The 25,280-nt window shown below is 59.7% G+C and carries 22 protein-coding genes and 2 pseudogenes; 15 read left to right on the top strand and 9 right to left on the bottom strand.

Features of this window, described 5'->3' with window-relative positions; translation table 11 throughout:
* The first annotated feature begins 378 nt into the window (after window positions 1–378).
* A complete protein-coding gene (locus A9975_RS01205; protein WP_183031026.1) occupies window positions 379–1,323 on the top strand; it encodes a hypothetical protein in 945 nt (314 codons plus the stop codon).
* Between the two features lie 258 nt (window positions 1,324–1,581).
* On the opposite strand, the pseudogene A9975_RS37870 reads toward A9975_RS01205, so the two are convergent.
* Together A9975_RS37870 and A9975_RS01195 are read right to left on the bottom strand one after the other, a co-directional pair.
* A pseudogene (locus A9975_RS37870) lies at window positions 1,582–1,804 on the bottom strand (hypothetical protein); the annotation flags it as partial.
* Window positions 1,805–2,001: 197 nt separating this feature from the next.
* Window positions 2,002–2,898 carry an oxidoreductase gene (locus A9975_RS01195; RefSeq protein WP_183031025.1) on the bottom strand — a complete coding sequence of 299 codons (897 nt, stop codon included), beginning with the start codon at window positions 2,896–2,898 and terminating at the stop codon, window positions 2,002–2,004.
* 84 nt (window positions 2,899–2,982) lie between these two features.
* On the opposite strand from A9975_RS01195, the gene A9975_RS01190 reads away from it, so the two are divergent.
* The 3 genes from A9975_RS01190 (at window position 2,983) to A9975_RS01180 (ending at window position 5,331) form a co-directional block, all read left to right on the top strand.
* The gene (locus A9975_RS01190; protein ID WP_183031024.1) at window positions 2,983–3,867 is read left to right on the top strand and encodes a MurR/RpiR family transcriptional regulator; all 885 of its coding nucleotides are present in this window, start codon (window positions 2,983–2,985) and stop codon (window positions 3,865–3,867) included.
* Window positions 3,867–4,727 (top strand): DMT family transporter, encoded by an 861-nt coding sequence (locus tag A9975_RS01185; RefSeq protein ID WP_183031023.1) that lies wholly within the window; start codon window positions 3,867–3,869, stop codon window positions 4,725–4,727. The genes A9975_RS01190 and A9975_RS01185 overlap by 1 nt, the downstream gene beginning before the upstream one ends.
* A gap of 283 nt (window positions 4,728–5,010) precedes the next feature.
* Entirely contained in the window at window positions 5,011–5,331 is a 321-nt protein-coding gene (locus tag A9975_RS01180; protein WP_183031022.1) for a helix-turn-helix domain-containing protein, read from the top strand.
* Window positions 5,332–5,659: 328 nt separating this feature from the next.
* Here the strand turns inward: A9975_RS01180 and A9975_RS01175 are convergent.
* The 6 genes and pseudogenes from A9975_RS01175 to A9975_RS01150 form a co-directional block, all read right to left on the bottom strand.
* Window positions 5,660–6,019: pseudogene (locus A9975_RS01175) on the bottom strand (AraC family transcriptional regulator ligand-binding domain-containing protein); the annotation flags it as partial.
* Between the two features lie 125 nt (window positions 6,020–6,144).
* Complete coding sequence (locus A9975_RS01170; RefSeq protein WP_183031021.1) at window positions 6,145–6,678, bottom strand: MarR family winged helix-turn-helix transcriptional regulator; 534 nt, start codon at window positions 6,676–6,678, stop codon at window positions 6,145–6,147.
* 72 nt (window positions 6,679–6,750) lie between these two features.
* Window positions 6,751–7,566 carry an alpha/beta fold hydrolase gene (locus tag A9975_RS01165; RefSeq protein WP_183031020.1) on the bottom strand — a complete coding sequence of 272 codons (816 nt, stop codon included), beginning with the start codon at window positions 7,564–7,566 and terminating at the stop codon, window positions 6,751–6,753.
* A 185-nt stretch (window positions 7,567–7,751) separates the two neighbouring features.
* Window positions 7,752–8,975 (bottom strand): 2Fe-2S iron-sulfur cluster-binding protein, encoded by a 1,224-nt coding sequence (locus A9975_RS01160; RefSeq protein WP_370563633.1) that lies wholly within the window; start codon window positions 8,973–8,975, stop codon window positions 7,752–7,754.
* Window positions 8,976–9,039: 64 nt separating this feature from the next.
* Entirely contained in the window at window positions 9,040–9,894 is an 855-nt protein-coding gene (locus tag A9975_RS01155; protein WP_183031018.1) for an FAD binding domain-containing protein, read from the bottom strand.
* Window positions 9,891–12,272, bottom strand: a complete 2,382-nt coding sequence (locus tag A9975_RS01150) for a xanthine dehydrogenase family protein molybdopterin-binding subunit (RefSeq protein ID WP_183031017.1) — start codon at window positions 12,270–12,272, stop codon at window positions 9,891–9,893. Before A9975_RS01150 ends, A9975_RS01155 begins: the two co-directional genes overlap by 4 nt.
* Window positions 12,273–12,756: 484 nt before the next feature.
* On the opposite strand from A9975_RS01150, the gene A9975_RS01145 reads away from it, so the two are divergent.
* The 10 genes from A9975_RS01145 (at window position 12,757) to A9975_RS01100 (ending at window position 23,039) form a co-directional block, all read left to right on the top strand.
* Window positions 12,757–13,074: a non-heme iron oxygenase ferredoxin subunit gene (locus A9975_RS01145; RefSeq protein ID WP_183031016.1), complete on the top strand. Its 318-nt coding sequence runs from the start codon at window positions 12,757–12,759 to the stop codon at window positions 13,072–13,074.
* Complete coding sequence (locus tag A9975_RS01140; RefSeq protein ID WP_183031015.1) at window positions 13,071–14,330, top strand: FAD-dependent oxidoreductase; 1,260 nt, start codon at window positions 13,071–13,073, stop codon at window positions 14,328–14,330. Before A9975_RS01145 ends, A9975_RS01140 begins: the two co-directional genes overlap by 4 nt.
* Before the next feature lie 14 nt (window positions 14,331–14,344).
* On the top strand, window positions 14,345–15,655 hold the full coding sequence (locus tag A9975_RS01135; RefSeq protein WP_183031014.1) for a Rieske 2Fe-2S domain-containing protein: 1,311 nt from the start codon (window positions 14,345–14,347) through the stop codon (window positions 15,653–15,655).
* Window positions 15,652–16,167 (top strand): nuclear transport factor 2 family protein, encoded by a 516-nt coding sequence (locus A9975_RS01130; RefSeq protein WP_183031013.1) that lies wholly within the window; start codon window positions 15,652–15,654, stop codon window positions 16,165–16,167. Before A9975_RS01135 ends, A9975_RS01130 begins: the two co-directional genes overlap by 4 nt.
* A gap of 17 nt (window positions 16,168–16,184) precedes the next feature.
* Window positions 16,185–17,189: an amidohydrolase family protein gene (locus A9975_RS01125; protein ID WP_183031037.1), complete on the top strand. Its 1,005-nt coding sequence runs from the start codon at window positions 16,185–16,187 to the stop codon at window positions 17,187–17,189.
* Between the two features lie 24 nt (window positions 17,190–17,213).
* Complete coding sequence (locus tag A9975_RS01120) at window positions 17,214–18,263, top strand: 2,5-dihydroxypyridine 5,6-dioxygenase (protein WP_183031012.1); 1,050 nt, start codon at window positions 17,214–17,216, stop codon at window positions 18,261–18,263.
* Window positions 18,253–18,891, top strand: coding sequence for an isochorismatase family protein (locus A9975_RS01115; RefSeq protein WP_183031011.1), 639 nt, complete (start codon window positions 18,253–18,255; stop codon window positions 18,889–18,891). Before A9975_RS01120 ends, A9975_RS01115 begins: the two co-directional genes overlap by 11 nt.
* A gap of 306 nt (window positions 18,892–19,197) precedes the next feature.
* A complete protein-coding gene (locus A9975_RS01110; protein WP_183031010.1) occupies window positions 19,198–20,445 on the top strand; it encodes an MFS transporter in 1,248 nt (415 codons plus the stop codon).
* 142 nt (window positions 20,446–20,587) lie between these two features.
* Window positions 20,588–21,685, top strand: a complete 1,098-nt coding sequence (locus A9975_RS01105; RefSeq protein WP_183031009.1) for an XdhC family protein — start codon at window positions 20,588–20,590, stop codon at window positions 21,683–21,685.
* A gap of 190 nt (window positions 21,686–21,875) precedes the next feature.
* The gene (locus tag A9975_RS01100) at window positions 21,876–23,039 is read left to right on the top strand and encodes a porin (protein WP_183031008.1); all 1,164 of its coding nucleotides are present in this window, start codon (window positions 21,876–21,878) and stop codon (window positions 23,037–23,039) included.
* Between the two features lie 529 nt (window positions 23,040–23,568).
* On the opposite strand, the gene A9975_RS01095 is transcribed toward A9975_RS01100, so the two are convergent.
* Entirely contained in the window at window positions 23,569–24,708 is a 1,140-nt protein-coding gene (locus A9975_RS01095) for a PrpF domain-containing protein (RefSeq protein WP_183031007.1), read from the bottom strand.
* Between the two features lie 215 nt (window positions 24,709–24,923).
* Here A9975_RS01095 and A9975_RS01090 point away from each other — a divergent pair, with 215 nt between their 5' ends.
* Window positions 24,924–25,280: a Zn-ribbon domain-containing OB-fold protein gene (locus A9975_RS01090; protein WP_255502993.1), complete on the top strand. Its 357-nt coding sequence runs from the start codon at window positions 24,924–24,926 to the stop codon at window positions 25,278–25,280.

Raw genomic sequence — 25,280 nt, 5'->3', positions numbered from 1 at the left:
GCTTGATGAAGAACACGCAGCAACTGCAGACGCTGTTTGCCTTGAGCAATCTGTGGATGATGCGCCATCGACTGCAGCCGGGCGCCAAAGGATGAGTGCGCCTTCGCCGACGCGAAACGCGGGCGACAACGCCGGTGATGATGCCGAAGCCGGTGCCGAATTCTGGCCGAAGCGCTCATCAAATTCATCTTGTCACGCTCACACTGTCAGCACGAACCTGCTGACGTCGTTTTGAACACCATCCCTAGCGGGTCCGCTTGATAACTGTTGGACCTATGGGAATTGAGTTGGGTTGGTAGGTTTTCGTTGGGGGCGAGGTCAATTGGCTAGCCGGAAGAAGAAAAGTCCATTCCATCAATCGAGCCGCGGGAGGCGGACATGGCACGTATCCAGACCATAGAACGGATCGGCGGCATTGCACTGGTGCTGGCACTTGCGGGAAGCTCCGCGGCTTGGGCCGCAAAGTGCGACCGGAAGAAAGGCATCAACGCGCAAGAGGAACGTGCCGGACCTTGCAAGTTCGATGCACAAAAGAAATCGTTCGAGGGAACGCCGGCGCAGCAAGCGAGCTGCCTGACACGCGAGGTGAAACGGCAGGGCGACATCGGCGACGAAACGATCACGCCGTTTCTCAAGGAAGTTGCCGGCAAGCCCGCGCCCGCCGTCCAGGCGGTACAAGCACTGCTCAATGCGCAGCAGATCAAGACGTCCGACGTTGGCGGACCGATCAACAAGCCGATCTCGGCCAACTACTTCATCATTCACGACACTAGCACGCCCAATTGTTCAGTGGACGGGCCTTCGGCCTCATGCCAGACGCGCGGCGAATTCCCGCTGAACCTGGACGACGCGAGCTGGAACTACAACAAGAATTTCGGCGGCCACCCGAAGCCGTTTCCCGATCGCCTGGCACATGCCTTCACCAACCGCGTCGGAGCGTCAATCACCGAGGTAGACTTTGCCGACCAGATCGCGACGACGAAATTCGAGTCATGCGTCGATGGGACTGTGAAGACGAAGCTGTTCGTCGGAGTGGAGAACATCCAGCCACGGGTTGGCGACCCTAAGATCCCTAAGCCCGGAAAGAAGGCGAATGACTTCGACGCGCCGAGTCCCGGGTTCACTGCGCAGCAATATGAGCGGCTCGCGCTGCTCTATCTCGTGGCGAGCGCGCGGCGCGGCCAGTGGCTGGTCCCGGCCTTCCACGCAGTGCTCGACCAGTTCTATGCCGACGGGCATGACGATCCGCAGCGCTTCGACATGGCGGCGTTCAGCACTGCGGTACAGAAACATTCCGAGGCGATTGCCGCAGAGCGGCGCTAGCGTGGAAGGCGAACTTCCCGCCAGTTCAGGCGCAGGATGACATTCCGAAGCGCGCCCTCCCGGCGCTCAACTCAGCGGCCTGTGGACAGATTGCGGCCAACGCAAGCAGCTTCAAGTCCGAAAAAACCGCCCGCCTTTTCAAGAGGGTCGACCGGGATTCGTGAATATCTGAAGCTTCAGATATTCACGAATCCCGGCCGACCCTCCAAAAGACGCTGGCGGAACTGGCCCAGCAGTATGACGTGCTGTTGGCGATCATTATTCTGGGAGTGGAAAGAAATTGGGGGAGGGCGCCACATTGCGACTAAGAGACCGCCTGAAGATGTTCCAGCAGACGAGGGAACAGCCAAGCATTCAGGAATGCTTCGTGAATATCAGCCCGACGCTCGAAGCGAATGCGAAGACGACGGAAATTGTGGAGCCACGCATGAGTGCGTTCTACCACCCAGCCAGACCTGCCAAGACCGCTACCGTGTTCGGTGAGTGGGCACGTTGCGCCGCGATCGGGTGAAAACATCGACGCCAGCCGCCAGACATCGCACCCGCGCCGCGGCCACTTTCAGGCGCGAACACTGCCTTGGGTGCCGAGCGCGCCGAGTCCGCTTCGTACGATTCGAAAAGCATGGCCAAGCTGACGAGGCGACGAGGCGGAAGGACAGCGAGAGCGTAGGCAGGGAATCAGCCAGGGCCGTCACTCGCGGCCGCGAGGAGCGGCACCAACACGTCGCTGATTGGTGTCGGGATGCCGTGAGCCCGGCCGCGACGTGAGACGACACCGTTGCGAACGTCCCATTCGAGTGGCCTGCCGGCTTCTCGATCCGTAAGGATGGACGTGCCCATGTCGGCGGGAGACGCCAGGAACTTGTCGAGGATCGCCTGCGGCACCTCGTCGCCAAGTTCAGCACCCTCGGCACGGGCCACGGCCAGACATTCCTGCAGATAGTCCAGGGTGAGTCTGGCGATGTCGGACCGGCCGAACATGCCCGAGCGACGATGGGTGAGCGCCATGAGTCCGGCCACCGCGTTCTGCAGCAGCTTGCGCCAGGCTAGAGATCTGAAATTTGCGGCAAGCTCAACGAAACAGCGGGTGCCTTGCAGTGCGTCGGCTATCACGCGGGAAGCCGGCGTGTCTGGCAAGCTGAGGCGCACATCGCCGCGCAAGCGCACCGAGCCATCGGATTGCGCCTGCGCAGGAAACCACACGACAGCGGGGACGACCTGCCCGCGTGGGAAATGTGTGGTGACCTTCTCCAACTGCTCGACGCCGTTTTGCAGAACGCACACGACGGTTTCCGGACCGATCAACGCTGCAAGCCATTCCGCCGCTGCCTCGGTCTGTGTTGCCTTGACAGCGAGAAAGACGAGATCGACCGTGTGATCGATCTGTCTGGGATTCGTCTGGACGGGACCGGGAATGGTGATGCGGCGATCGCCATCCTGCAACGTCAGATGATCGCGGGACGTGCGGCCGCATAGCAACGGCGTGCGACCGACTTCCTGCAGCACCGCCGCGATCGTGGTGCCGATGGCACCCGGACCAACTACAGCTACGGATGTAAGGGTTTCTGTATCCATGGAAGGGACTCCTGTGGCTTCGTTGCAGAGCGCCTGCTCACGCGATGGTTGTGTGCTTCAGATAGCCAATGTAATATATTACACATGACTATTTATTTTGGTAATGACATTTCAGACGATGAAGGGCGGCTCGGGCAATGGATTGGAAGCATTCAGGCCCGCAGTGGCGATCTCGCCGCCAGCGAGGCGAAGGTAGTCGCTCTTCTGCTTGCTGATCCCTTGTTCGTCGGCGCGAGCACGGCCGCGCAGGTGGCCGCCCGGGCCGGCGTTTCGCCGCCGAGCGTGGTCCGCGCTGCGCGTGCGATCGGGTTCGGTGGGTTCACCGAGCTCAAGATCGAGATCGCCCGCGCCCGCGGCACCACTCGGTTCTTTGCGCCGCCTGAAGCACTCGCTGCGGACGCGACGTCGGCCGCAGTGCTTGATACCTCCATCCGCGCAGGCACCGACGCCCTGACCGCACTCGGCGGGGCTGTCGAACTCGCTGCGTTCGACAAGGCGGTCGATACGATCCTGTCTGCGCGACAGGTAATCGCATTCGGTGCCGGCCCGTCATCTACGGTTGCCGCCGACGCCGTCTTCCGCCTGCGCGCGGTCGGCGTGACGACCATCAGCATCCCGGACTACTTGTCGGCGATGATCGCGACGCGCCTCCTGGGTCCTGATGATGTCGTCATCGCCGTCAGTTCGACCGGACGCACTTCAACCACGCTCGCCATCGCCGATGCAGCGTCCTCTGCGGGTGCCTCGCTCATCGCCATCACCAACCAGTACGGCACACCACTGGCGACCCTCGCGAATATCGCGCTGGTCGTCGGCGGAGCGCCACTGCCGGCGCAGATGGCCGCAGCGGGGAGTCGGCTGGCCCAACTCGTCGTCATTGACGCGCTGGTCGCAGCCCTCGCCCTGCGCGACCCAGAGCGGAGCCGCCGGGCAGAGCGGGCCGGCATCGACCTGCCCGACATCGACTGATGAGCCCCGGCACTGTCGCGCTCGTCCTCGCTGCGGCGACAGCCCATGCGGTGTGGAACATTGCCTCGAAGTACAAGCGTGAAGATACCTTTCTGTTCGTCTGGGCCTATACCTGCGCCTCGGCGCTGCTATGCGTGCCGATCGGCATTGTCGTCATAGCCAAGGGGCAGCAGGTGCTCGATTGGCGGCTCATGGTGGGTTCCGCCGTTTCCGCTACATTGCACATCGCATACTCCCTTATCTTGCAGGCAGGTTACGACCGCGCAGAGCTTGGGGTGGTTTATTCGGTTGCCCGCGGCACGGGGCCTATGCTGACGATGCTGTTCGCGGTTCTCCTGCTGGGGGAACGGCTCACCACGGCCGCGATGCTCGGAGCGTTCCTCATCGTCGCGGGCATCCTCTTCGTCGTCGGCAATCTATTCAGAAGCGGGAGCAGCCGTCCGCTGCCAGGAGTGTTCTGGGGGGCCGCGACAGGTGCCACCATCGCCGGGTACACCCTCTGGGACAGCTACTCCGTCACCTCGTGGCAATTGGCGCCCGTGAGCTATTACGCAGGCACACTCCTACTGCAAAGCCTGATCCTGACCCCCATCGCGCTGCTACGGAGGCATCGGATCCCTGCCGTCCTCCGTGCTGGCGCAATGCCGATCTTCATCGTGGCCGTGTTCTCCCCGCTGGCCTACATCCTCGTTCTCACCGCCATGCTGAGCGCGCCGGTGGCACTTGTCGCGCCTCTGCGCGAGTCGTCCATTGTCATCGGCTCTTTCCTTGCGTGGTGGCTCTTCCGTGAGGGCAATCTCGCGCGCCGCGTTGCCGGCGGAGTGATCGTGCTGGCCGGGATCGTGGCGATCAGTCTTTGATGCTTCGTCCGGACGACCTCACAATTAGTGCATTCGCGAGTTGCGGCTCCAGCAGCAGCCCAAAGATTGAAGTTCAGTGCGACCCTGCGCGATCCGGCTTGCGTTCCCAATGCTCCTATGTAGCTCCTAGCCCGCCTGCAACCATCGACCGCTGGCTGGCATGGGGCCGGTCCCCTCGCCATAGAAAAGCAGCCAATCCCATTCCGGATTATAATTTCAACATCATGAAATTATCCGACCAGCAGCCTCCATGCTGGCTTGCCTCCTTCACAGACAGGCCCCGATGCCGCGACCACTACCTGATCCAACACCACCGTCGCGCGCGACGATTCGCACCATTCACCAACTGGGCGACCGCATTCGAGCCACCCGCGCAGGGGAAGGGATGCCCATTGACCACGCGGCGAGGCATTGCGGTGTCTCCGTCGGCATGCTGTCCAAGCTAGAGAACGGCAAGGGCGTCAATCTCGAGCACGCCCTGCGGGTGATGGACGGCCTGGGTTTGACGATGCTGGTCGTTCCCAAGACCCATGCGCCTTGGCTCGAACAGGCAGCGGCTCATGCGGTCAAGACCGGCGAGTTGGCTGCATGGGAACAGCCATGACAACAAGATACGCCGCCCGCGAGCCATCTTGGCAAACTGTTCTTGGCCTCTCCCACTCGGCAGGACTCGCAAATCCGGTAAATCAACTATTCCTGGGCTACGATGTGCCTGACTGTTTTTGTGCGGTCGGCTACTTGGGTGCGTCGCGATGAGCGCACCTTTGCAACTTGTCGGAGACCACCCGTCGATCGCCGCTCTGCGTGACCTGATTGCACGCGTGGCAGCGAGCCACGCGGCCGCGTTGCCCAGCGGACCAATCCGGCGCAAAGTTGAGTGGTGGTCGGCATGGGCTCGAATTAGGGGCGCCGTATTCGGCCGCGTCTAATACGTCGAGCACGATGTGAAAAAACAGTCCAAAGCGATGCAGTGTCGTCTCGATGTTGGGTGCATCTAGAAGACTCAGGCAGAGGAACTTCCGCGTATCACCGCGAAACGGTCGGCTGAAGATGCCGGGCATCTCATCGTCGAGTTCGATTGCAAGCGTGCGATATAGCGTAGAGAACTGTTCCTCCGTGATGCGTGCGCTTGCCTCGCCCAGAAGTCCGGGCATGATCCCGGCGGCCTCGAGATAGCGACGCAGGACATCAGGTTGTGCACCGGCGGCCGCGAGGAAGCCATTGACAAGCGAGATGGGAATACTCGCACTGAGCGCTTGCCTCTTCGATAGAGGCCTCGATATCAGAGACAGTGCCCTTGCATATTCGGCTCGCCGGATAACTCGGATGCAGCACCATAAAGGAGCACGGGACCGGCCTCGATGACAAATGCGTGGTGCGCGTCGAACAGCAGATCAAAGGCTTGTGCCCGCACACCTCAGATTCGGTTGTTCATTTTCTCGTGGGCATCCACGAGCTGAGCAAGCAGTTTCATGAAAACGACGCGTTCCTCCGCAGGCAGTGGCTCAATCAAGAGCTCCTGCGAGCGGTGTATGTTTTCTTGCAGATCATTGATCAGTTTTAGCCCTTCTTTGGTGATCACCGAAAGTCTTGATCGGCGGTCGTCTGGGTTTACTCGGGTATCGACCAATCCTTTTTCACCCAACCGTTTCAGGACTTCGGCAGTTGTCGTGCGGTCTAGGGAAAGTTCTCGGCCGATTGCTTTCTGATCAAGCCAGGGATTCATCGATAGTGCTGTAAGCATGCCGACCTGAAGCGGTGTAATGCTCTCTGAGTGGCACAAATCGAAGAAGATCGCCTGGCCAATCTGGTTCAGGCGACGAATCAGGAAGCCAGGCCGGTCCCACATAACTTGACGCACAGGGCTGAAGGGCAGCGGAACTGAGGACTTAGCCGGCTCGATTGGACTGTTCTTTTTCTTCTTCTGAGCGGGAGCGCGCCTTGTGGTCATCTCGGAATTGCTGGTGTTGTCATGCGATGAGTGTATCACTCCGATGGTTGTGATAAGGAAACCAACTTCGGCTCATTTCTGCGATAACAGATCGACCTTGAGGTACTCACCAAGAAGACGGTAAAAATCTCCCTCATCATCCCACGGAATCATATGTCCCGCGTTGGCTGCAGTGCATTGCACCAGACCCGGTGCAAGCGTTTTGATCTCCGCCAGATCGTCCGGCAGCAATACGCCCCCGCGTCCTGCCGCCATCAGAAGTCCGGGGATATGCAGCTTCGGTAAGTCAGCGTGGATGTCGTCCAGATGGAACCCGTAGTACGCTTGTACGACAGCGTCCTCATTGCAGGTGTGCAACCATTCGGCCCGCAGCCGCAGTTGCTCCTCAGACCAAGTCGGCGCGAAGGGGCGAAGTTCTTCGGCTGTCGTGCCCTGCGCGGCTAGCCGAATTGAGTCTACATACCAGGACAGCGGAGTCGGGTAGGTACGGCGGCCGGGACCGGTCATTGGCGGATCGATTAGCAGCAGCTCGGCTATGCGCTGCGGATTGCGAGCCGCGGCGCGAATCGCTACTCGAGCGCCCATCGAGTGGCCCAGCAGCGTCCCGGATGGCCATGCCAGGACGTCCAGTAAGTCGAGCACGTCCGACGCCATCGCATCCAGGCTCGCGTTGATGCCAGGCGTGCTGGACGACAAGCCTCGGCCGCGGAAGTCGAGGACATGGACATCGTAGTGACGTGCCAATCGCTCGGCGACGAAGCCCCAAGTAATGGCTGGACTTGTGATGCCCGGCAGCAGGAGTAAGCGAGGCCCTTGCCCTCCATAGCGCAGCAGGTGAAGGCGCACCCCGTTGGCGCGCACGTGATGACCGTAAGGCAATGAACTCATTGAAACTCCTGAGCGGCTTGTACGTGGACAAAAAGGCAGACGTGTGCGCTACGGAGACCTGCTCGACGTTAACTAGCCCGCTGCGTAGGTGCTGTCGGCTCCGATGCGAGTTATCCGGGCCTTCAGCGCTCCTGCACGTTGATCTCGAGATTTGAAAATCTGAGGGGCGGGTCGAGCAAGCCGCTTTACGCCTGTGGGGGCTTTCCAAACCACCCACGCACGCGATTCCAAAGCACGCTCCACATCATCCCGGCGATCGAGACCGAGGGCTGTGGCTTGTCGGACGGCGCCGTTTGTCCGCTGAGGCGGTACGTGATTTGCTTGCCGAAGTCGGCCACCATGCGGCGCACGAAGTCTTTGACGAGACCGGATCGCGAGAATTGCGCTAATGGTCCCTGCAAAGCGTACACCATGTCCACATGAACACGGGTGTTGTCCGCCGCCAAGGTCTCCAGTCGATAGGTAATATCTCCTTGGGTGCGCGAATTGCTTAGGCTGTCTTGACCGGCACCGCGAAGCACAGCGCGCTTCGCAACGTCGTCACGCTCCAGCCGCGCCGCACCTGCGAAGGCCGCCGACATAGGGCCAAACTTGATGGCAATTGTGCCCTTGACCTTCTCACCCTCGTGCGAGTCGATAGTCGCACCAGGTAGGCACGATGCGACGGCAGGCAGGTTACCCATGAACTCCCATACCTGCTCCAGCGGGTACGGCACATCGAAATTGACGTCGATACAGTTGCCCTTAGCTTTCGCTTTCGCCATTGCGGCGGGGTCGACATCCGCGAGTTCCGCATGTGCGGCCGACGCAGTAGTCGACGGTCTCCTCGACAGTTGAGACGCTTTTTGCAGCGAATCCGTTGTGAATGGGGGCGTAGGCGAATATGACTTTGGCGCCGTCGCCCTTGGCTGATTTGCCTGCGTCGGAGCGGAGGCGCGGTTGATTGCAATCGCGCGTGATGTGTGCCACGTCTCACGCAAATCTTGGACTCGCGGGTCGGGCGAGTTACGCTGATTTTGCAGTACGTCCAAGATCGCGTTCACGATGCCTTGGTATCCAGTACAACGGCACAAGTTTCCGGACAACTCAAGACGCACCTGTGCCTCGCTCGCGTCGGGCAAACGAATTACGATGTCGCGCGCCGTGGCGAGCATGCCGGGCGTGCAGAAGCCGCACTGCAGTGCGTGGTGGCGTGTGAATGCTGGGCGCAGCAGTTGCATCACTGCATCGTCGTCGTAGCCTTCGATCGTTGTGACCTCGCGGCCCTCACATGCCACGGCGAAGGTGATGCACGAGCGTGCCGGTTGACCATCGATCAGAACCGTGCAAGCGCCACAGACACCGTGCTCGCAGCCCAGATGTGTGCCCGTGAGATGCAACTCGTCACGCAAAAAATCTCCGAGGTGCATTCTCGGCTCGGCTTGCCGGCAGATGCTGCGGCCGTTCACTTGAATGGAAATGGGGTCCAAGTCTTCACTCCGATGGGGCTTGTTGCCGGGCAAGAGCGCCGGCTTGCTCTAGTGCACGCTCAACGCATGCTGTAAAGAGCTTCTGATCGCAGAGGTCGCGCTCGGGAAGCGCCGTGCTGACGGCCGCACGCAGTTGCTCACGACTCGCGGCGTTGGCGCCCTCGCTGGCGATCGTGGCCGCGAGGTCTTTCAGGAGGATAGGTGGCCCATCGACAGCTCCTAGAGCGATGCGCGCACAGTTGCGCGCGGCGTCGAGATAGACCGCCGCGCTAGCTTCAGCGAATTCGCCGGGCTTGCGGCAAAACTTGTAATACCCCCACCGCGTGGTACTCGTTTGGGACGGCACAGCGATTGAGACAATCAACTCATCAAACTCGAGCACGGTTGTATAGGCGCCGAGCATGAACGCATCAGCCTCAACCGTGCGTTCCCCGCGCGGCGACCTCAAACGGATGCGCGCACCCAGTGCCGCGAGCGTGACGACCCAGTCAGCCGCGGGGTCGGCGTGTGCGAGGCTGCCCCCGACCGTGCCGCGCGTCCGGATAGCGCGATAGGCGATGCCCGCCGCGACCCGCTGCATCGGATGCTGCACCAGGGGCTTGTGCAGGCCGTCCTCGATTTCGGCGTGCGTGACGGCGGCGCCAATTTCGATAGAGTCGGCCATTTGACTAACGCTGCGTAGGCCTGCGATGTTGGCAATCTCAACCACCTCTGATGGCCGCGCCAGTCGCAAGTTGAGCATCGGGCCGAAAGACTGGCTGCCGCTGATCGCTTTCGACGCTCCGCGACCCTTGGCCAATAGCTTCAGCGCCTCATCCACCTCGAGGGCTCGTGTGTATGCGAATTTGGCGGCCTTCACTTCGTGCCTTCCTGTTCCCGTTGCGAGGCCTCGAGAGCCTTGAGCAGACGACGTGGTGTTAAAGGGGTCATAAGTAGCTCCGCAGCGCCAGTGCCCTGCAACGCGTCATTTACCGCGTTGAAGATTACTGCGGGGGGCGCAATTGCACCGCCTTCGCCCACGCCTTTGGCGCCGAACTCGGTGTGGGGAGACGGTGTCTCGAAGTGATCGATGCGAATGCGCGGCACTTCGGTTGCGCCAGGCAGGATGTAGTCAGCCAGCGTGGAAGCCAGTGGCTGACCCTGATCGTCGTAAGGACTCTCCTCGTACATCGCGGTGCCGATGCCTTGGGCAATCCCTCCGATGGTCTGCCCCTCGACAATCATGGGGTTGACGATCGTGCCGCAGTCTTCGACCACCACGTAGTCGAGGATTTCGACATTCCCCGTTTCGGTGTCGACCGCGACAACTGCCGCGTGGCTCGCATACGTGAAAGTGCCGGTGTCGACTTTGGGCTTATACGCACGCGATACTTCCAACCCACCAAGATGGACGTTGGAAGGCAAGTCTTGTGGCGTGAGATACCAGGCACGTCCCACGTCGGCCAGGGAAATTGACTTGTCGCCCGCGAAGGCGCGCCCTTCCAGCAAAACGACAGTTTGCGGCTCCACTCCCATCAGGTGGCCGGCGATCGCCTGCAAGCGTGGCAACAGCTCCTTGCATGCGGTTGAGATGGCGCCGCCTGACATGACTGTTGCGCGGGAAGCGTACGTGCCCGAAGAGAAGGGGGTCAGGGCGGTATCGCCGTGAACGACTCGGATGCGCACGATGGGGATCCCCAGCACATCGTGCGCAATTTGGGCGAAAGTAGTCTCCATGCCCTGGCCATGTGAATGCACGCCGACTCGAACTTCGAGTCCTCCGTCCGCAGTCAATTTGACCGAGGCCTGGTCGTGTCCAGGAACGACCGGCAACCCCCAGGTGGCGAACACCGACGTGCCATGGGCGGACTGCTCCGTATAGGTTGCAGTGCCGATGCCAATGCGGCGCCCATCCGGTTCCCCACGAGCCTGACGCTCCCGCACCGCCTCGACTCCAATCATCTCCAGCACACGCTTGAGACTCTTTGGGAAGTCGCCGCTGTCAAAGTGCTTGTTGGCAACGTTGACATATGGCATCTGATCGGCCGGAACCAGGTTCTCCATGCGGACTTGCCAGGGCTCGCGCCCGACCTCACGCGCCAGTGCGTCCATCAAGAGTTCAATTGCGAAGCACACTCCCGTTCGCGCCACGCCCCGGTAGGGCATGAAGCCTGGCTTGTTCGTTGCGACGCAGACTGTCTCGCAGCGATAGCCGCGAAAGGTGTATGGGCCCGGCAGATTCCCAAGAGCCTGACCTGGTTCCAGACCGATGAAGAACGGCCAGTACGAATATGCGCCTCCGTCGATCGTGATCACCGCGTCCAATGCCAGCACCTTTCCAGTTCGATCCGCATAGGCCGTTACCTGATAGTGGTGCTGACGCGTGTTGGCGCCAACGATCAGGTGTTCACGCCGGTCTTCGAGGTAGCGAAATGGCCGTCGGTAAGTCTTGGCCAGCCACGCGATGCACAGATCTTCCGGGTACAGCATCCCTTTGTAGCCGAAGCCACCGCCGACGTCGGGCGACACCACGCGAACGGCCTCTTCAGGCATATCAAGATGCTGTGCTACTCCGGTGCGCACCAGGTGCGGCACTTGCGTTGCACTGACCACGACGAGTTGATCGGCCTGGAAGTCCCAATAGGCCAACACCAACTTGCCCTCCATGGGTGCAATGCACTGGCGTGAGAGCTCGATGGTGCGGCTGACTTTGACCTCTGCCTTGGCGGCGAGTTCGTCGAAGTCACGGTCGGCCCGCAGCGTCAAAAAGACGTTGTCTTTCCATCCGGCATGCATGAGTTCACCCTCAGCTGCAAGCGCAGACCAAGAGTCGTGATAGACGGGCAACTCCTCATACGAGACATGCACCTGCTCAAGCAGGTCCTCTGCCACCGCACGCGTCGGGGCGATGGCCATAGCCACTGCCTCTCCCACGAAGCGTACCTTGCCGCTGGCCAGTGGCGGCAGCAATGACGGCTGATATGTTGGCAGCGACGAAGGTGAGCCGATATCTGCTGCGTCCGCCATCATCTCGCGCAAAAACACTTGCCCTGTCAGTTCCTCCGGAAACTCGACACCAGTGATGATCGCGTGCGCCAAAGGGCTGCGCAGAAAGGCGACTTCGTGCATGCCCGGTATCACGAAGTCGCCTACGAAGTTCCCTTTGCCCGCCAAATGACGGGCATCCTCCTTGCGTAGCACTCGCGCCCCGATGCCTTCGCGCTTGCGTAGCCGCGCCGGGATTTCAGTCTGGTCCATGATTTTCCTTGGTCTTGATCACTTTGCGTTGCGCTGGAGCGCGTTGAGCGTGTAGCCGTCGCTCGCCTTCCACGGTCCCGTTGCTCAACGCATCGGTGAGTTGCAGTCGAGGCACGATTGAAGCCCTTGTTCAAGTGATCGAAGTTTAGGAGACGTGAGGTCCCCAGGGGCGTGCCGCTCAGCAGCCTTGCCGTGCTTCAGCGCCACCGCCGTCCGTAAAACTGCATACTAGGCATAACACTGAGTAATTATGCGCGTCGTTGGGCTATCTCTATTATCAGTAAAAACCCTAATGTCATGGCAGTCACCACGTGCGATTTTTTCGTAATTAATACAAGGACATAGGAGAGATATGCTTGCTTCTCTCGCCGCTACCTTCTCATGTTATCAGTACAAACCCGCAGTTGTGGATGGCTGATGTAAACACCATAATAGGTCGTGTACTGAGTAAATTACACAACAGGTGTAGCGTCAGGAGTTGTCAATGGATTGGATCAAGGTTGCCCTCGCGCCGGAGCTGGGCAACGACGAGGTAAAGATGGTCAATGTCGCTGGCTGCGGCGTCGCGCTTTACCGTGTCGAAGACGAGTTTTTCGCGACGGATGCCATGTGCACGCACGGAAAAGCGGTGCTAGCCGAAGGCTTCGTGGAAGACGGCTGTATCGAGTGCCCATTGCACCAGGGGCGCTTCGACATCCGCAGCGGAAAGGCGATGTGCGCGCCGGTAACCGTGGACTTGCGCACACACACAGTCAAGCGGGAGGGCGACGACATCTACGTTTTGTCGCCTAGAAGCAAGTGAAGTCGCCCGGAATTGTTATCGTTGGGGCAGGGCAGTCGGCTGCCGTCGCGGCACACGCGTTGCGCGAACATGGCTACCGCGGGCACATTGCCATGCTGGGCCGAGAGTGGCACAAGCCCTATGAGCGTCCTCCTCTGTCTAAAGCAGTCTTGGTTGCCGCGCAAGAGCCCCTACTCGACGTACTGGCGGAAGAAGCCTGGGCGCGCAGCAACATCGAGCTGCTGAACGGTAGCGATGTGGCTGCTTTAGATTTGGCGCAGCAGGAAGTCCGCCTCGCTAACGGTCAGACGATTGAGTACGAAAAGTGTTTGGTCGCCACGGGCGGCGAAGCCAGGACGCTGCTGTGTTGTCCGCCCTACAGACGTCGCGTGCACTACATACGTACGTTGGATGACGCACGACGGCTGCGCGCAGCGCTCCAACGCAGGCCGCAAGTTGCGATTCTGGGGGGCGGCTTCCTCGGCTTAGAAATAGCACATGCAGCACTTGCCGTGGGGGCGTCGGTCACCGTGCTAGAGCGCGCGACGTCTCTGCTCGATCGTTTCCTGCCACCGGAGGTGTCCGCGTGGCTGCAGTCCAACTTGTGCCGAGCAGGGGCGCGAGTGCTTCTCGGCACCTCCGTCAGCGACGCCTTTCCAGTCGAGACTGGACGCATGCTGCTGGCGACGGACGCGGGCGCGCGGCTTGAAGTCGACGAGGTCGTTGTCGCGATTGGTCTATCGCCGAACGATGCTCTGGCCCGTAACGCGGGCCTTGAGATCGGGCCTGGTGGTGGCGTACTGGTGGACGCCAATTGCCGCACCAGCAATGAGCACGTGTTCGCCTGCGGTGACTGCGCCAGCCAGCAGCGTCCAGGCCAATCTCAGCCGACACGTCTGGAGTCGTGGCAGAACGCGAACGAGCAAGCACGCACGGCCGCCGCTGCCATGCTCGGCGCTTCCCCGCCAAAGCCCCCGGTACCGTGGTTTTGGACCGATCAAGGCGCGCACAACATTCAGATGCTCGGCCTGCCAGCAGACGACCTCGAGTATGTGCGTCGCGGAGATCCTACCAATGCCAAGGCGTTGTGGATCGGCCACCGCCGCCTTGTGCCCATCCACGCAGTCGCTATCAACGCGGGCTCCGAGCTACGCGCATTGCGACCGCTTTTCGATCGGGACCAACCGGTACAGCTGCAGGACTTCCATCTGGACACATTGAATCTTCGCGCTTGGGCCAAGCAGCAGGCGCTGGCCGACGCGGCGGTCCCACGTTAATCAAAGGAGCTTCTATGTTTCAGTCGCAAGCAGTCATCGGCATTACAAATGCCCAGAAGAATCCCCCTTTAGAACAGTGCGTCTGGCCGGAGGACGCCCTCAACAACATCCCAGATTGGGTCTACACCAGCCAAGCCGTCTATGACCTAGAGATCGAGCGGATCTTTCGTGGGGATACTTGGAACTTTGTCGCTTTGGAGGCGGAAATTCCGAACCCGGGCGACTACAAACGCGGGTACGTCGGCTCCACGCCGGTAGTGGTCGCTCGTGCCGAAGACAGCACGATCTCTGTCTTTGAGAACCGCTGCGCCCATCGCGGCGCCGAATTCTGCCGCAGCAACCAGGGCAATGCGAAAGAATTCGTCTGCCCTTATCACCAGTGGTCGTATGACCTCAAAGGGAATCTGCAGGGCATACCTTTCAAGCGAGGTGTCGACAAGGTTGGCGGCATGCCGGCGAACTTCCGCAACGCCGACCACGGCACCCGCCAGCTGCGCGTGACAACGCGCAATGGAGTGGTGTTCGCCACGTACTCCGACAGGACCCCCTCTCTAGAAGAGTACATGACCAAGGAAATCGTCGACGAATTCGATGTCACCTTTCCCGGGAAAAAGCTCAAGATCCTCGGCTACTACCGCAACGAGCTCCCGTGCAACTGGAAGATGTACCACGAGAACCTCAAGGATCCGTACCACGCGACGCTGCTGCACTCGTTTCTCGTGGTGTTTGGTCTGCTGGTTCCAGGCATCAAGGCAAGCGTGTTCGCAGACCAGGAGCACGGACGCCACGGCTACATGGCTTCCGCCAAGCCGCAGCAGACATACGCCACCGTCTCAGACGACAACAAGGCGGAGATGAGGTCGTTTGACGAGAACCTGAAGCTGCACGATGAACGCTTCGTAGACTTCGTGCGGGAGTTCAACTCGCCCTGGTCTGCGTGCATGATGACTCTATGGCCGAACCTGATCGTCCAGCGCGAAATGAACACCTTGGGTGTGCGCCAGATCATCCCCAATGGCCCGCACAGCATGATCATGCAGTGGACCATATTTGGTTATGAAGACGACACGCCGGAGATGACCAGCCACCGCTTGCGCCAAGGCAACCTCATGGGCCCTGCCGGCTTCTTGGGCCTTGAAGACAACGAGGCACTGAAGTTCGTCCAGGACGGCTTGCGGCGCTCGAGCACTGACAACAATGTGCTCAAACTGGATGCTGACCAACTCGGCACGACGCGAGGCCTCATCTCGGAGTCCTGCATTCGCTCCCTCTACGCGTACTACCGCGGGGTCATGGACATTCCGGTCGCAGGGAGCGCAGCATGAGCAAGTTACTCGCCTACAAGTCTCCGACGATCTCGCCCATGCGGGCGCCTCATTTGCGCGCCGAGGTCGACGCCTTTCACGCAGAGTACTGCGCCGTGCTGGATGCGAACGAGATCGGGCGCTGGCCGGACTTTTTCAGCAATGACGCGACGTATCGGATTACCTCGCGCGAGAACGCGCTGCTGGACATGCCCGTGGGCCTCATCTACTGCGAGGGTCGCGACATGATCCGTGACCGAGCCATGGCCATCGCGAACTCACAGATGTTCGCACCGCGGCATATGCTGCACGTCCTCGGTATCACACGAGTGCTGGAGGAAGCTGAAGACACAATCAGCGCTCAGACGCCATTCCTCTTGATGCAGACCTTGATCGAGGGGCCCACCACCGTGCATCTGTCCGGAATCTTCCACGACCGCTTCGTGCGCCAGGAGGAACGGCTTCTGATTGCCAGCCGGGATGTGGTGCATGACACCGAAATCCTGGCGACGTCCTTGGCGTACCCAGTCTGAGATCAGATATGTTCCAAATCAATCGCACCCCCAAAATCGCGCTCGAAGAGCACTTCTCCGCGCCTGGCTTCTCTGAGTATTCCGCTGACATGACGCGGTTGTTTCCGCCCGAAATCCTCGCTGAGCTTGGCGCAAGGTTGACCGACTTCGATGATCGGCGTCTGGCGGAAATGGATGCCGGCAACATCGAGTACGTCGTGCTGTCGCAAACGATGCCCGGCGTGCAGGCGGAGACGAACCGGACTGTAGCCATACGTCGCGCGCGTGAGAATAACGAGTTCCTCGCTGGCCGGATTGCCCGGCATCCGCAACGCTTCGGCGCCTTCGCGCACGTGGCGCTGCAGGACCCCAAACTCGCCGCCGACGAGCTGGAGCGTACTGTTCGTGAATACGGCTTCAAAGGCGCGCTGATCAATGGCCACACCTTGGGGCGCTACTACGAGAGTCAGGACTTTGATGTGTTCTGGGAGAGGGCGGAGGCGCTAGGCGTGCCCATCTATCTGCACCCCACGCGCTTCAGCCAGGCCCCCGCGCTACTCGACGGCATGCCTGTGCTGCAGGGAGCCGTCTGGGGTTGGGGGGTGGAGACGGCCGGTCATGCCTTGCGCTTGCTGTTCGGAGGCGTGTTCGACCGCTTTCCGGGCCTCGTCTTGCTGTTGGGCCACATGGGCGAGTTCCTGCCGTACCAGCGCTGGCGGATGGACAGCCGCTACGCTGCCTATCCAATGGGCGTGAAGCTGAAGCGCAAACCGAGTGAATACATCGGAAGCAACATCCTGATCACAACATCTGGCGTGTGCTCTGTGCCCTCATTAATGGGAGCGATCGGCGAGATCGGGGCAGAGGCTGTGCTCTACTCCGTCGACTACCCCTACGAGTCCACCGCGGAGGCCTGCAAGTTCATCGAGCAGGCGCCGCTGGACGACACAACCCGTGCGCTGATCTGCCATGGCAATGCTCGCCGGATCTTCAAGCTTGGCGGCTCGGGCAGCTCGGACGACTTAGCCCTCATGCAGTGCTAAAACCTCTCGTAGAAAGGACAAACAATGTCAGTCAGCGATTTTCAAATGATCAAGGCTTGGGACGAGGTTCTCAGGTTGAGCAACGTACGGGCCGGGCAGACGATTTCTATCCTGTGCGCCCCTCACACGCATCCACAGACGCTGCGCACGGCGACGATCGCGGCCCAAGCCGCTGGCGCGATCGTCACCAAGATCGAGCTGCCACCCATCAACGCGGAAAAAGCGACCAGCCGCGACCTGATGAACTACTTGGGCGAGACACCCCTCACCAACAATCCTGTTGCTCTCGCAGCATTGAAGAGCAGCGACCTCGTGCTGGACTTGATGTTGCTGCTGTTCTCGCCCGAACAGATGGAGATCCTGGACTCTGGCACCAAGATCCTCCTGGCCGTGGAGCCGCCCGAGATTTTGGTGCGCACCGTGCCAACTGCGGCCGATCGCAAACGAGTGCTGGAGGCATCGAAGCTGTTGCGCCGCGCAAAGCAGATGCACGTGACCTCGCCGGCTGGGACGGATGTGACTTTCCAGATCGGAGAGTTTCCAACGATCAGCGAGTACGGTTTCTGCGAAGAGCCTGGGCGCTGGGATCACTGGCCGAGCGGTTTCCTTTTCACGTTCGCCAATGAGGGTGGCAGCGACGGCACCATCGTTATCGATCGCGGCGACATCCTGCTGCCGCAGAAGAACTACGTTTCGGAGATGATCACGCTGAACTTGCGTGACGGTTTTGTGCGCGAAATCGAAGGCGGCGTCGACGCTGCAATGATGCGGGAGTTCATGGAGTCTTATAAAGACCCCGAGGCGTACGCCATGGCGCACATCGGCTGGGGCATGCAGCCGCGGTGCTACTGGCACACACTGTCACTGCTCGACCGAGAGCAGACGGTTGGCATGGACGCACGTGCGTTCGAAGGAAATTTCCTATTCTCGTTAGGGCCGAACAACGAGGTCGGCGGCCCGCGCACGACGGCCTGTCACCTCGACATCCCGCTGCGAAATTGTACGGTGAAGGTTGATGACACCGTCGTCGTGCGTGATGGCAAAGTCATCGAGGAAGCCTTCAATGAGCGCTGACCATACCATCTACCAGAAGCAGGGCTTCGGCGCCACCATGCCTCCAAAGGCGCCGTATGGTCTGCTGATCGTCGACTTCATCAATGGGTTCGCCGATCCAGGCAGATTTGGCGGCGGCAATATCCATGCCGCCATCGAGTGCACGCGCGGATTGCTTGCAGAAGCGCGGTCCCGCAAATGGCCGGTTGTACATACGAGAGTCGTGTATCAAGACGATGGCGCCGATGCCAACATCTTCGCGCTGAAAGTACCAACGATCCTGTCCTTGCGCGAGGATGCGGAGGGAAGCCAGATCGTGCCACAGCTGCAGCCTGTTGGCGGCGAACTGGTGCTGCGAAAGACAAATCCTTCCGCATTTTTTGGGACGTCACTCGCCAGCTGGTTGTCACAACGCAGTGTGCAGACCTTGCTGATTGCAGGATGCACGACCAGCGGGTGCGTGCGCGCCAGCGTGGTCGACGCCATGTGCCATGGGTTTCGACCGCTGGTTGTCACTGATTGCGTAGGCGACAGGTCGCTGCAAGCTCATGACGCCAATTTATTCGACATGAATCAGAAGTACGCGACCTTGATGTTCCGCGATGACGCCCTTGATGCAACAGCTGCATTCGAAGCTCAATTGAGCTAGGAACTGCGTAGGTAGCTCGCTCATCCAAGAAGGGAGGGCGTTCCTCTAGCCCGGAAAAAGGGTGGAGCTTTCGAGTCTATTCCGGACCACGGATGATCTCTGCATCCGTGGTCCGGATCTCTGGTCCAGAGAAGGTATTAGTTGGGACGAAGACTTCAGCGCTGTTTCGATGCGTGACGACGAGCTCCCTTTAATCATGTGGAGAAGAGTGAGCGCTAGTACTGCCACGCCACTAACTAGGCCGCTTTGCAAATGGAGTTGGCTCTCAATTTTTCCATTCTTCCTCTTTGACGTAAGGATCCGCAAATGACACGACCCCATCATGAGCTTTCTGAACTTCGACAGAATTGGCGCATCGTGATCGGTTGTTTCCTCGGTCTCGCTAGTGGTGTTTCATCGCTCTACTTCTACAGTGCTGGGTTGTTTCTAAAGCCCGTCGCCGCCGAGTTCGGCTGGAGCCGAGGCACCGCGTCGCTGGGTCCCTTGGTCAGCATACTCTTGCTCGGATGCGCGGCCCCCTTTATTGGGCAAGTGATTGACCGGTACGGTGCACGACGGGCCGCGCTGTGCTCGCTGATTGGACTTTCGTGTTCGTTCATTCTGCTCGGGTATCTGACGCAAGGGCTAGCCAGCTTTCTGACGCTAGTCACCGTCCTGACAATTGTTGGCGGGGCAACATCGCCGGTGTCATTTACCCGTATTTTGGTGGCTAAGTTCTCTAGACAGCGCGGCTTGGCTCTCGGCATCGCCATTACAGGAACCGGTGCAGGGGCGATCCTGACTCCGCTAATGGTGACGCCGGCCATCGCCAGTTTCGGCTGGCGAGCGACGTACTTCGCTCTCGCTGCGGTGGCCTTGGCGTTTGTGCCCGTAATCGCCTTTTTCCTGCGAGGTGCAGACTCCGTTGTTGGTGAGGAAAGGAAGGCCTATGGCGCGAAAGGCAGTCTGCGGGTTCTGGCCGACCCAAGTTTCCTCCGCATCGCCGCGATCTTCCTGTTGTGCTCCATGGGCATCTTCGGCACGATCGTGCACGTAGTGCCCATGCTGACTGACATTGGCATCGCGCCGGTCCGCGCAGCTCGTCTTGCTAGCATCCTTGGCGCTGCAGTGATTGTTGGCCGTATTGTCACGGGTCTGTTGCTCGACCTGTTCGAAGCGGCACTGCTATCCGCCACGCTTTTTCTTTTCTCCGCTGCCGGCATGCTGGTCTTGGCTGTAGGGGGGGCGGATCTCGTCCTCGTCGGCTTGCTCCTCACGGGGTTCTCGGTTGGCGCAGAGTTCGATCTCGCCGCCTACCTCGTCGGCCGACGTTTCCCACTGAAACGCTATAGCACGACCTTCGGCGGCGTGTACGCGGCCGTGGCGATTGGTGGCGGTGTTGGCCCGTTCCTGGCGGGACAACTCTTTGATCATTCGGGCAGTTATGTGTATTGGCTCTATCTCGCAGCCGGGGTGCTTCTAGTCGCCGCATTGATTTCCTTTACGGAACGAAGCGGCACACGCCTGGCTACGCGAGCTGCAGTGCCAGCTGGAAGCTTGAGGGATGACAAGTGATAGCCCGCGAGTTGGAAGGGCGTTTCCGGGAAGTGTGAGCGAAGTCTCTGATGCTTCACGGGTAAAGCTGTGAGCAAGAGGGCGCGATGTGGGGCCGCGTGCATTTGGGTTAGCCCAACGAGTAGCTCTGAAGAGGTTGAGCATGGAGAATCTGGATGTGACGGTGCTGCGAAAGCTGCGTGATTGGCGTACGGCCGGAAAGCGGGCCTTGCTCGCGACCGTAGTTCGTACCTGGGGGTCGTCGCCCCGTCCGGTTGGCTCAATCATGGCCTTGTGCGAAAGCGGTGCGGTCGTGGGCTCCGTTTCAGGAGGCTGCATTGAGGACGACCTAATTTATCGCTACGCACAGACACTTACGGGCGACGACCCAAGTCAAGCCTTACCTCTCGGATTGCCAGACTTCATGAAGTACGGCATCACGGCAGACGAGGCGCATCGCTTCGGCCTGCCATGCGGAGGCACGTTGGAACTACTGCTGGAGCACGATCCGGACGCGCAAGCGCTTGTAGCCCTGGTTCAGGCGCTCGAGGCGGGTCAGTTGATGCGGCGGGAGGTTCGTCTGGCCGACGGTGTCATCAGCCTTTCAAAGGCCGATCAGCCTGCCGAGCTCGTAGTGGACGAACTGCGGGTTCGCAACACATTCGGTCCCGAGTATCGCATGCTTCTTATCGGCGCCGGGCAATTAACAGAGTACCTAACGACGATGGCCCTGTTCAGTGGCTTCGCCGTAACCGTGTGTGATCCGCGAGAAGAATACCGCGGTTCTTGGAGTGTGCCAGGTGCGACGATTGTCTCCGATATGCCCGACGACGTCGTTGTGGAGTTTCGTCCCGACCGCCGCAGTTGCGTCGTGGCGCTTACCCACGATCCCAAATTGGACGATCTTGCGTTGCTGGAAGCGGTGAAGTCTGAGGCCTTCTACGTGGGCGCCATTGGCAGCCGTCGCAACAACGAAGCTCGGCGGCGCCGCTTCATCGAACACTTCGGGGAGACCGAAGAATCTCTGGCAGGACTGCGTGGGCCGATTGGAATCTACATCGGCAGCAAGACACCTCCCGAGATCGCTGTGAGCGTGATGGCAGAGATTCTGGCGTTCAAGAACGGAGTGAAGCTTGCTCAGGACATGGACATAGCAAGCGCGAAGAACGGGCTGGCGCGCGAAAAAGGTCAAGATCGTATTGTCACGCGAATTGATCACGCGTTGCGAAATGCTCGCGGTGAACGTTTTCTTTCAAACTAGTTGATCCCTTGAAGCAGGGGGAGCGCGTCAACGAGGCCTAATCCGTTATTGAGTTGCTTACTGCCAACGTTGTCGGCATCGGCGCGATGGTTCGGGTAAGTGCGCTCGCGCTCGATGATTAGGAAGACGAGCGCCAAGAAGAAAAAGCAATTTGCAGTACCCACCCACAAAAGAACGAGGAGAGAGCTTCATGAGACCGAAGGCGATGGCCACAGCCGCACTGCTGGCCAGTATGGGGAGCGCAGTCGCGCAGTCTAGCGTCACGCTATACGGCGTGGTGGATATGAACATCGAATACGCCAATCATGTCGGCAGCATACCGACCGCAACGAATGGCTTTAACCCGGGTCCGTCGAACAATGTCGTCCGCATGAATTCGGGCGGTTGGGCTGGCTCGCGCTGGGGTCTGCGCGGCACCGAGGACCTTGGTGGGGGTCTTAAAAGTTTGTTTGTACTGGAGAACGGCTTTAACCTCGATACCGGCACTCTGCAGCAGAGCGGCCGCCTATTTGGTCGTCAGGCTTTTGTCGGGCTGTCGAAAGATGGTATCGGTCAGATCACCTTTGGTCGACAGTACACCTCGCTGTTCGATGCGCTTGCGAATTTCTCTCCTACCGCATTCGCTACGCAGTACGAGCCGGTGGTGCTGGAGACGGGCGCCAACTTCCGTGAGGACAATGCGATCAAATATAAAGGGCAGTTCGGCCCGGTGACGGCAACGGCGCACTGGTCATTCGGTACCGGCTTGGCGCTACCGGCTTCAGTCGGAATCTTGACTCCAATCGGTGGCAATGGAGAAGTTTCGGGAGCATTTCGCCGCGACTCCGCTTATGGCGCTGCCATTGCGTATTCGAGCGGTCCCGTAGGCGTAACTGTCGCCTATGACCAGTGGAACCCGACCATCGGCGCGAGCAGTGGCACGATGAAGAAGGCGGCGCTTGGGGCCAGCTACTCGTTCAGTGAAACCGCGAGGGTCATGGGCGGTTATCGCTGGGGACAGAATAAGAACGCGTCTGGTGAGCTTATCCAGCGTGACAATTTCTATTGGATCGGCGCAACTTATCAGGTAACACCCGCCATCGGCCTGGCGCTTGAGTACAACTATGACGACATGAAGAATCTGTATGGGATCAATGCGCCCAACCCGTGGCAAATTTCGCTTCTAGCAAACTATGCATTGTCCAAACGCACGGACCTGTACTTGTCCACGGCCTACGCAAAGAATGCAGGGCTGATGCTTGAGTCTCTTGGCACCTTTTATGCGAACACGCTAGCCCTTGGCAACAGCTACGCTCTGGCCAATGGCCAAAGTAACATGCTGGGCGTCGCCATCGGCGTTCGCCACAAGTTCTGAGCATGGAGGGTCCGACGCAACAGGGCTGGACTCCGCTGTTTGGCCGACACTGCTGCGTCGAGCTTCCTTTTGGCTATGCCGGTGTAGGTGCCGGCGTAGTTTTTCTTTGGCTCTTCGCCGATCTTCGTGATCGCTTAGAAACAAAAATGGCCAACACGCCCACCACTGCTATCTTGGAGTTAGGACACAACAAGAATCAGGAAGATGGAGGTTGGCCCCACGCAATTGCATGGCCCAGCTCGACTGCTGGGAAGGCTATCGCATAGGCGGTAGCTGGGAGGAGTCCCGGCGGTCTTGCATCATCCGGCTAGAACCCAAAGGACGTCGGAGGCGCTGCTGCGATACTGGGCAACTTGTATTCCTACCGCGATTCGATGCGCTGAAAGGTTGTCGGGGGTGCAAAATCTGGTTGGGGGGAGGGCTGGCAGGAGCGCCGGCCACTCGGGGGCTTTGTTCCGATGACGCGGGACGAGGCCCGCACCGTTCGATATGCACTAGGAAAATCCGTACGACGAAGAGATCGGCAGAGTTAGGCGCCCTCGAGAAGGCGCCGTCGGATGTAGGCAGTTCCCTCCATTAGCCGACGGGCCGTTCGGGTGAAATGCACTTCGCGGACGGCCCACTCGTCGTTTGCAGATCGTTCGACGTGCGCGTAGATACCCAGCACCCCGCTCGGATGACCGATTCGGATGCGCGCCGGGCCGACGTGGCTGGCACGCACTTCGGCGGGGATCGATCCCGCGATCTGCGCCGCCACGGACAGGCAGACGGAACCTCCACCCGGAAATGCTTTATGCATGACCCCGCCTTTGAGCACCATGCGGGCGACCAGGTCGACCTCCGATGCGTTGACGATGCGGTCACCCGCGACGTTTCGATAATCCTGCGCAGGGCCGACGAGGATTTGATATGGCGTGATCGTGGTTTCTAAGCCACAATGCTCGGCAGCCCAAGCCCGAACCTCTTCGGCAGCCTCATAGACTCGGGGGCCTAGCTGACCGGGCAGTTCCGTACCGGTGGCCCCTAGGTCCGCGGCTCGGATGAACACGCAGACCGTACCGACGTCAACGATGGAAACATCAATCTCCCTGTCAAGCTTTGAGACATACACTTTGTCAATCGAGTTCCCGGTGGGGAGCAGCTTGCCAGTCGCGCCTCCGCTAGTGTCCGAGTAGTCTAGCGAGACTTCTGCTCCGGTTCCTGGTACGCCATCCACCTCGCAGTCGCCTTCCACCTTGGGTTCGCCGCCAGCGCAATTGATATTCATGCGCAAGATCTTCCCGGTGTTGGTGTTGTGCACGCGTACAGTTGTGACCGGTTCTTGCACGGCAATCAGCGACTCCTGCAATGCATAGACACCGGTGGCGGAAGAAATGTTGCCGCAGACGATCTCGTAGTTCACGGTTGGCTCGTCGATGCCGATTTGCACAAAAGTGTAGTCAATGTCAGCGTCTGGCCGCGTTGGGGGACCAATGATGGCGCATTTACTTGTAAGGATATCGGCTCCGCCAAGCCCATCAATTTGACGTACGTCAGGACTGCCGAAAAGCGCGAGTAGAAACTTTCGGCGCATCTCTGGATCTTGGGGCAAATGCCGCTGTGCAAGGAAGACGGCTTTGCTCGTGCCGCCCCGCATGAGCGTGACGGGCACGCGAACTTGTTCTTTCATACTCGGCATCTATGTGGTTGGTTCGTTCCACGGAGTATGTTCGTCTTCGCATGCATCGTCACTTCATTTTGACTGCTGTCCCTTTAGAATCGCTAAAGGATTTTTCATTGTTTATCTACACTAAACAATGAAAAATAGAACTCCAATGACTCCGCCGCGCCGGATGGTCAAAGTTGACCCTGCAGTGGCGATCGCCACCTGAATTGGAGACTTCTTTGAAGATCAGCAAACGAACGGAACCCCATTTCCGCGAGATCCCTGGCGGCATGGTTCTCGTTGCCACCGGCGTTGGGGGCAATCCGCCTCAGTTCCCGCCAATCGTATTCGTGCATGGTGAGGAGCAAGCAGAAGAGTTTGAGCTCGGCCCGATCGGACGTCTGTACAGCTATACCGTCGTTCACCCCGGTAAGGACAAGACACCTTACGGCCTCGCGATGGTTGATTTCGAGCCTGACGTGCGTGCATTCGGGCGGCTGCTATTTGACGGTCAGCCTCCCGCAATCGGAAGCACCTTGCGCATCGTGCCTTTTGCGCTAACAGACGGCACTCCCGATTACGCTTTCCAAGAATGA

This window comes from Cupriavidus sp. UME77 (assembly GCF_014170355.1).
Classification (GTDB): Bacteria; Pseudomonadota; Gammaproteobacteria; order Burkholderiales; family Burkholderiaceae; genus Cupriavidus; species Cupriavidus basilensis.
This window is presented reverse-complemented; position numbering and strand designations above follow the sequence as displayed.

Excerpts from the sequence above, each read along its gene's own strand:
- A9975_RS01205 (WP_183031026.1), top strand. The coding sequence starts at position 379 with ATGGCACGTATCCAGACCATAGAACGGATCGGCGGCATTGCACTGGTG.
- A9975_RS01195 (WP_183031025.1), bottom strand. The coding sequence starts at position 2,898 with ATGGATACAGAAACCCTTACATCCGTAGCTGTAGTTGGTCCGGGTGCC.
- A9975_RS01190 (WP_183031024.1), top strand. The coding sequence starts at position 2,983 with ATGACTATTTATTTTGGTAATGACATTTCAGACGATGAAGGGCGGCTC.
- A9975_RS01185 (WP_183031023.1), top strand. The coding sequence starts at position 3,867 with ATGAGCCCCGGCACTGTCGCGCTCGTCCTCGCTGCGGCGACAGCCCAT.
- A9975_RS01180 (WP_183031022.1), top strand. The coding sequence starts at position 5,011 with ATGCCGCGACCACTACCTGATCCAACACCACCGTCGCGCGCGACGATT.
- A9975_RS01170 (WP_183031021.1), bottom strand. The coding sequence starts at position 6,678 with ATGACCACAAGGCGCGCTCCCGCTCAGAAGAAGAAAAAGAACAGTCCA.
- A9975_RS01165 (WP_183031020.1), bottom strand. The coding sequence starts at position 7,566 with ATGAGTTCATTGCCTTACGGTCATCACGTGCGCGCCAACGGGGTGCGC.
- A9975_RS01160 (WP_370563633.1), bottom strand. The coding sequence starts at position 8,975 with ATGCACCTCGGAGATTTTTTGCGTGACGAGTTGCATCTCACGGGCACA.
- A9975_RS01150 (WP_183031017.1), bottom strand. The coding sequence starts at position 12,272 with ATGGACCAGACTGAAATCCCGGCGCGGCTACGCAAGCGCGAAGGCATC.
- A9975_RS01145 (WP_183031016.1), top strand. The coding sequence starts at position 12,757 with ATGGATTGGATCAAGGTTGCCCTCGCGCCGGAGCTGGGCAACGACGAG.
- A9975_RS01135 (WP_183031014.1), top strand. The coding sequence starts at position 14,345 with ATGTTTCAGTCGCAAGCAGTCATCGGCATTACAAATGCCCAGAAGAAT.
- A9975_RS01130 (WP_183031013.1), top strand. The coding sequence starts at position 15,652 with ATGAGCAAGTTACTCGCCTACAAGTCTCCGACGATCTCGCCCATGCGG.
- A9975_RS01120 (WP_183031012.1), top strand. The coding sequence starts at position 17,214 with ATGTCAGTCAGCGATTTTCAAATGATCAAGGCTTGGGACGAGGTTCTC.
- A9975_RS01115 (WP_183031011.1), top strand. The coding sequence starts at position 18,253 with ATGAGCGCTGACCATACCATCTACCAGAAGCAGGGCTTCGGCGCCACC.
- A9975_RS01110 (WP_183031010.1), top strand. The coding sequence starts at position 19,198 with ATGACACGACCCCATCATGAGCTTTCTGAACTTCGACAGAATTGGCGC.
- A9975_RS01105 (WP_183031009.1), top strand. The coding sequence starts at position 20,588 with ATGGAGAATCTGGATGTGACGGTGCTGCGAAAGCTGCGTGATTGGCGT.
- A9975_RS01100 (WP_183031008.1), top strand. The coding sequence starts at position 21,876 with ATGAGACCGAAGGCGATGGCCACAGCCGCACTGCTGGCCAGTATGGGG.
- A9975_RS01095 (WP_183031007.1), bottom strand. The coding sequence starts at position 24,708 with ATGAAAGAACAAGTTCGCGTGCCCGTCACGCTCATGCGGGGCGGCACG.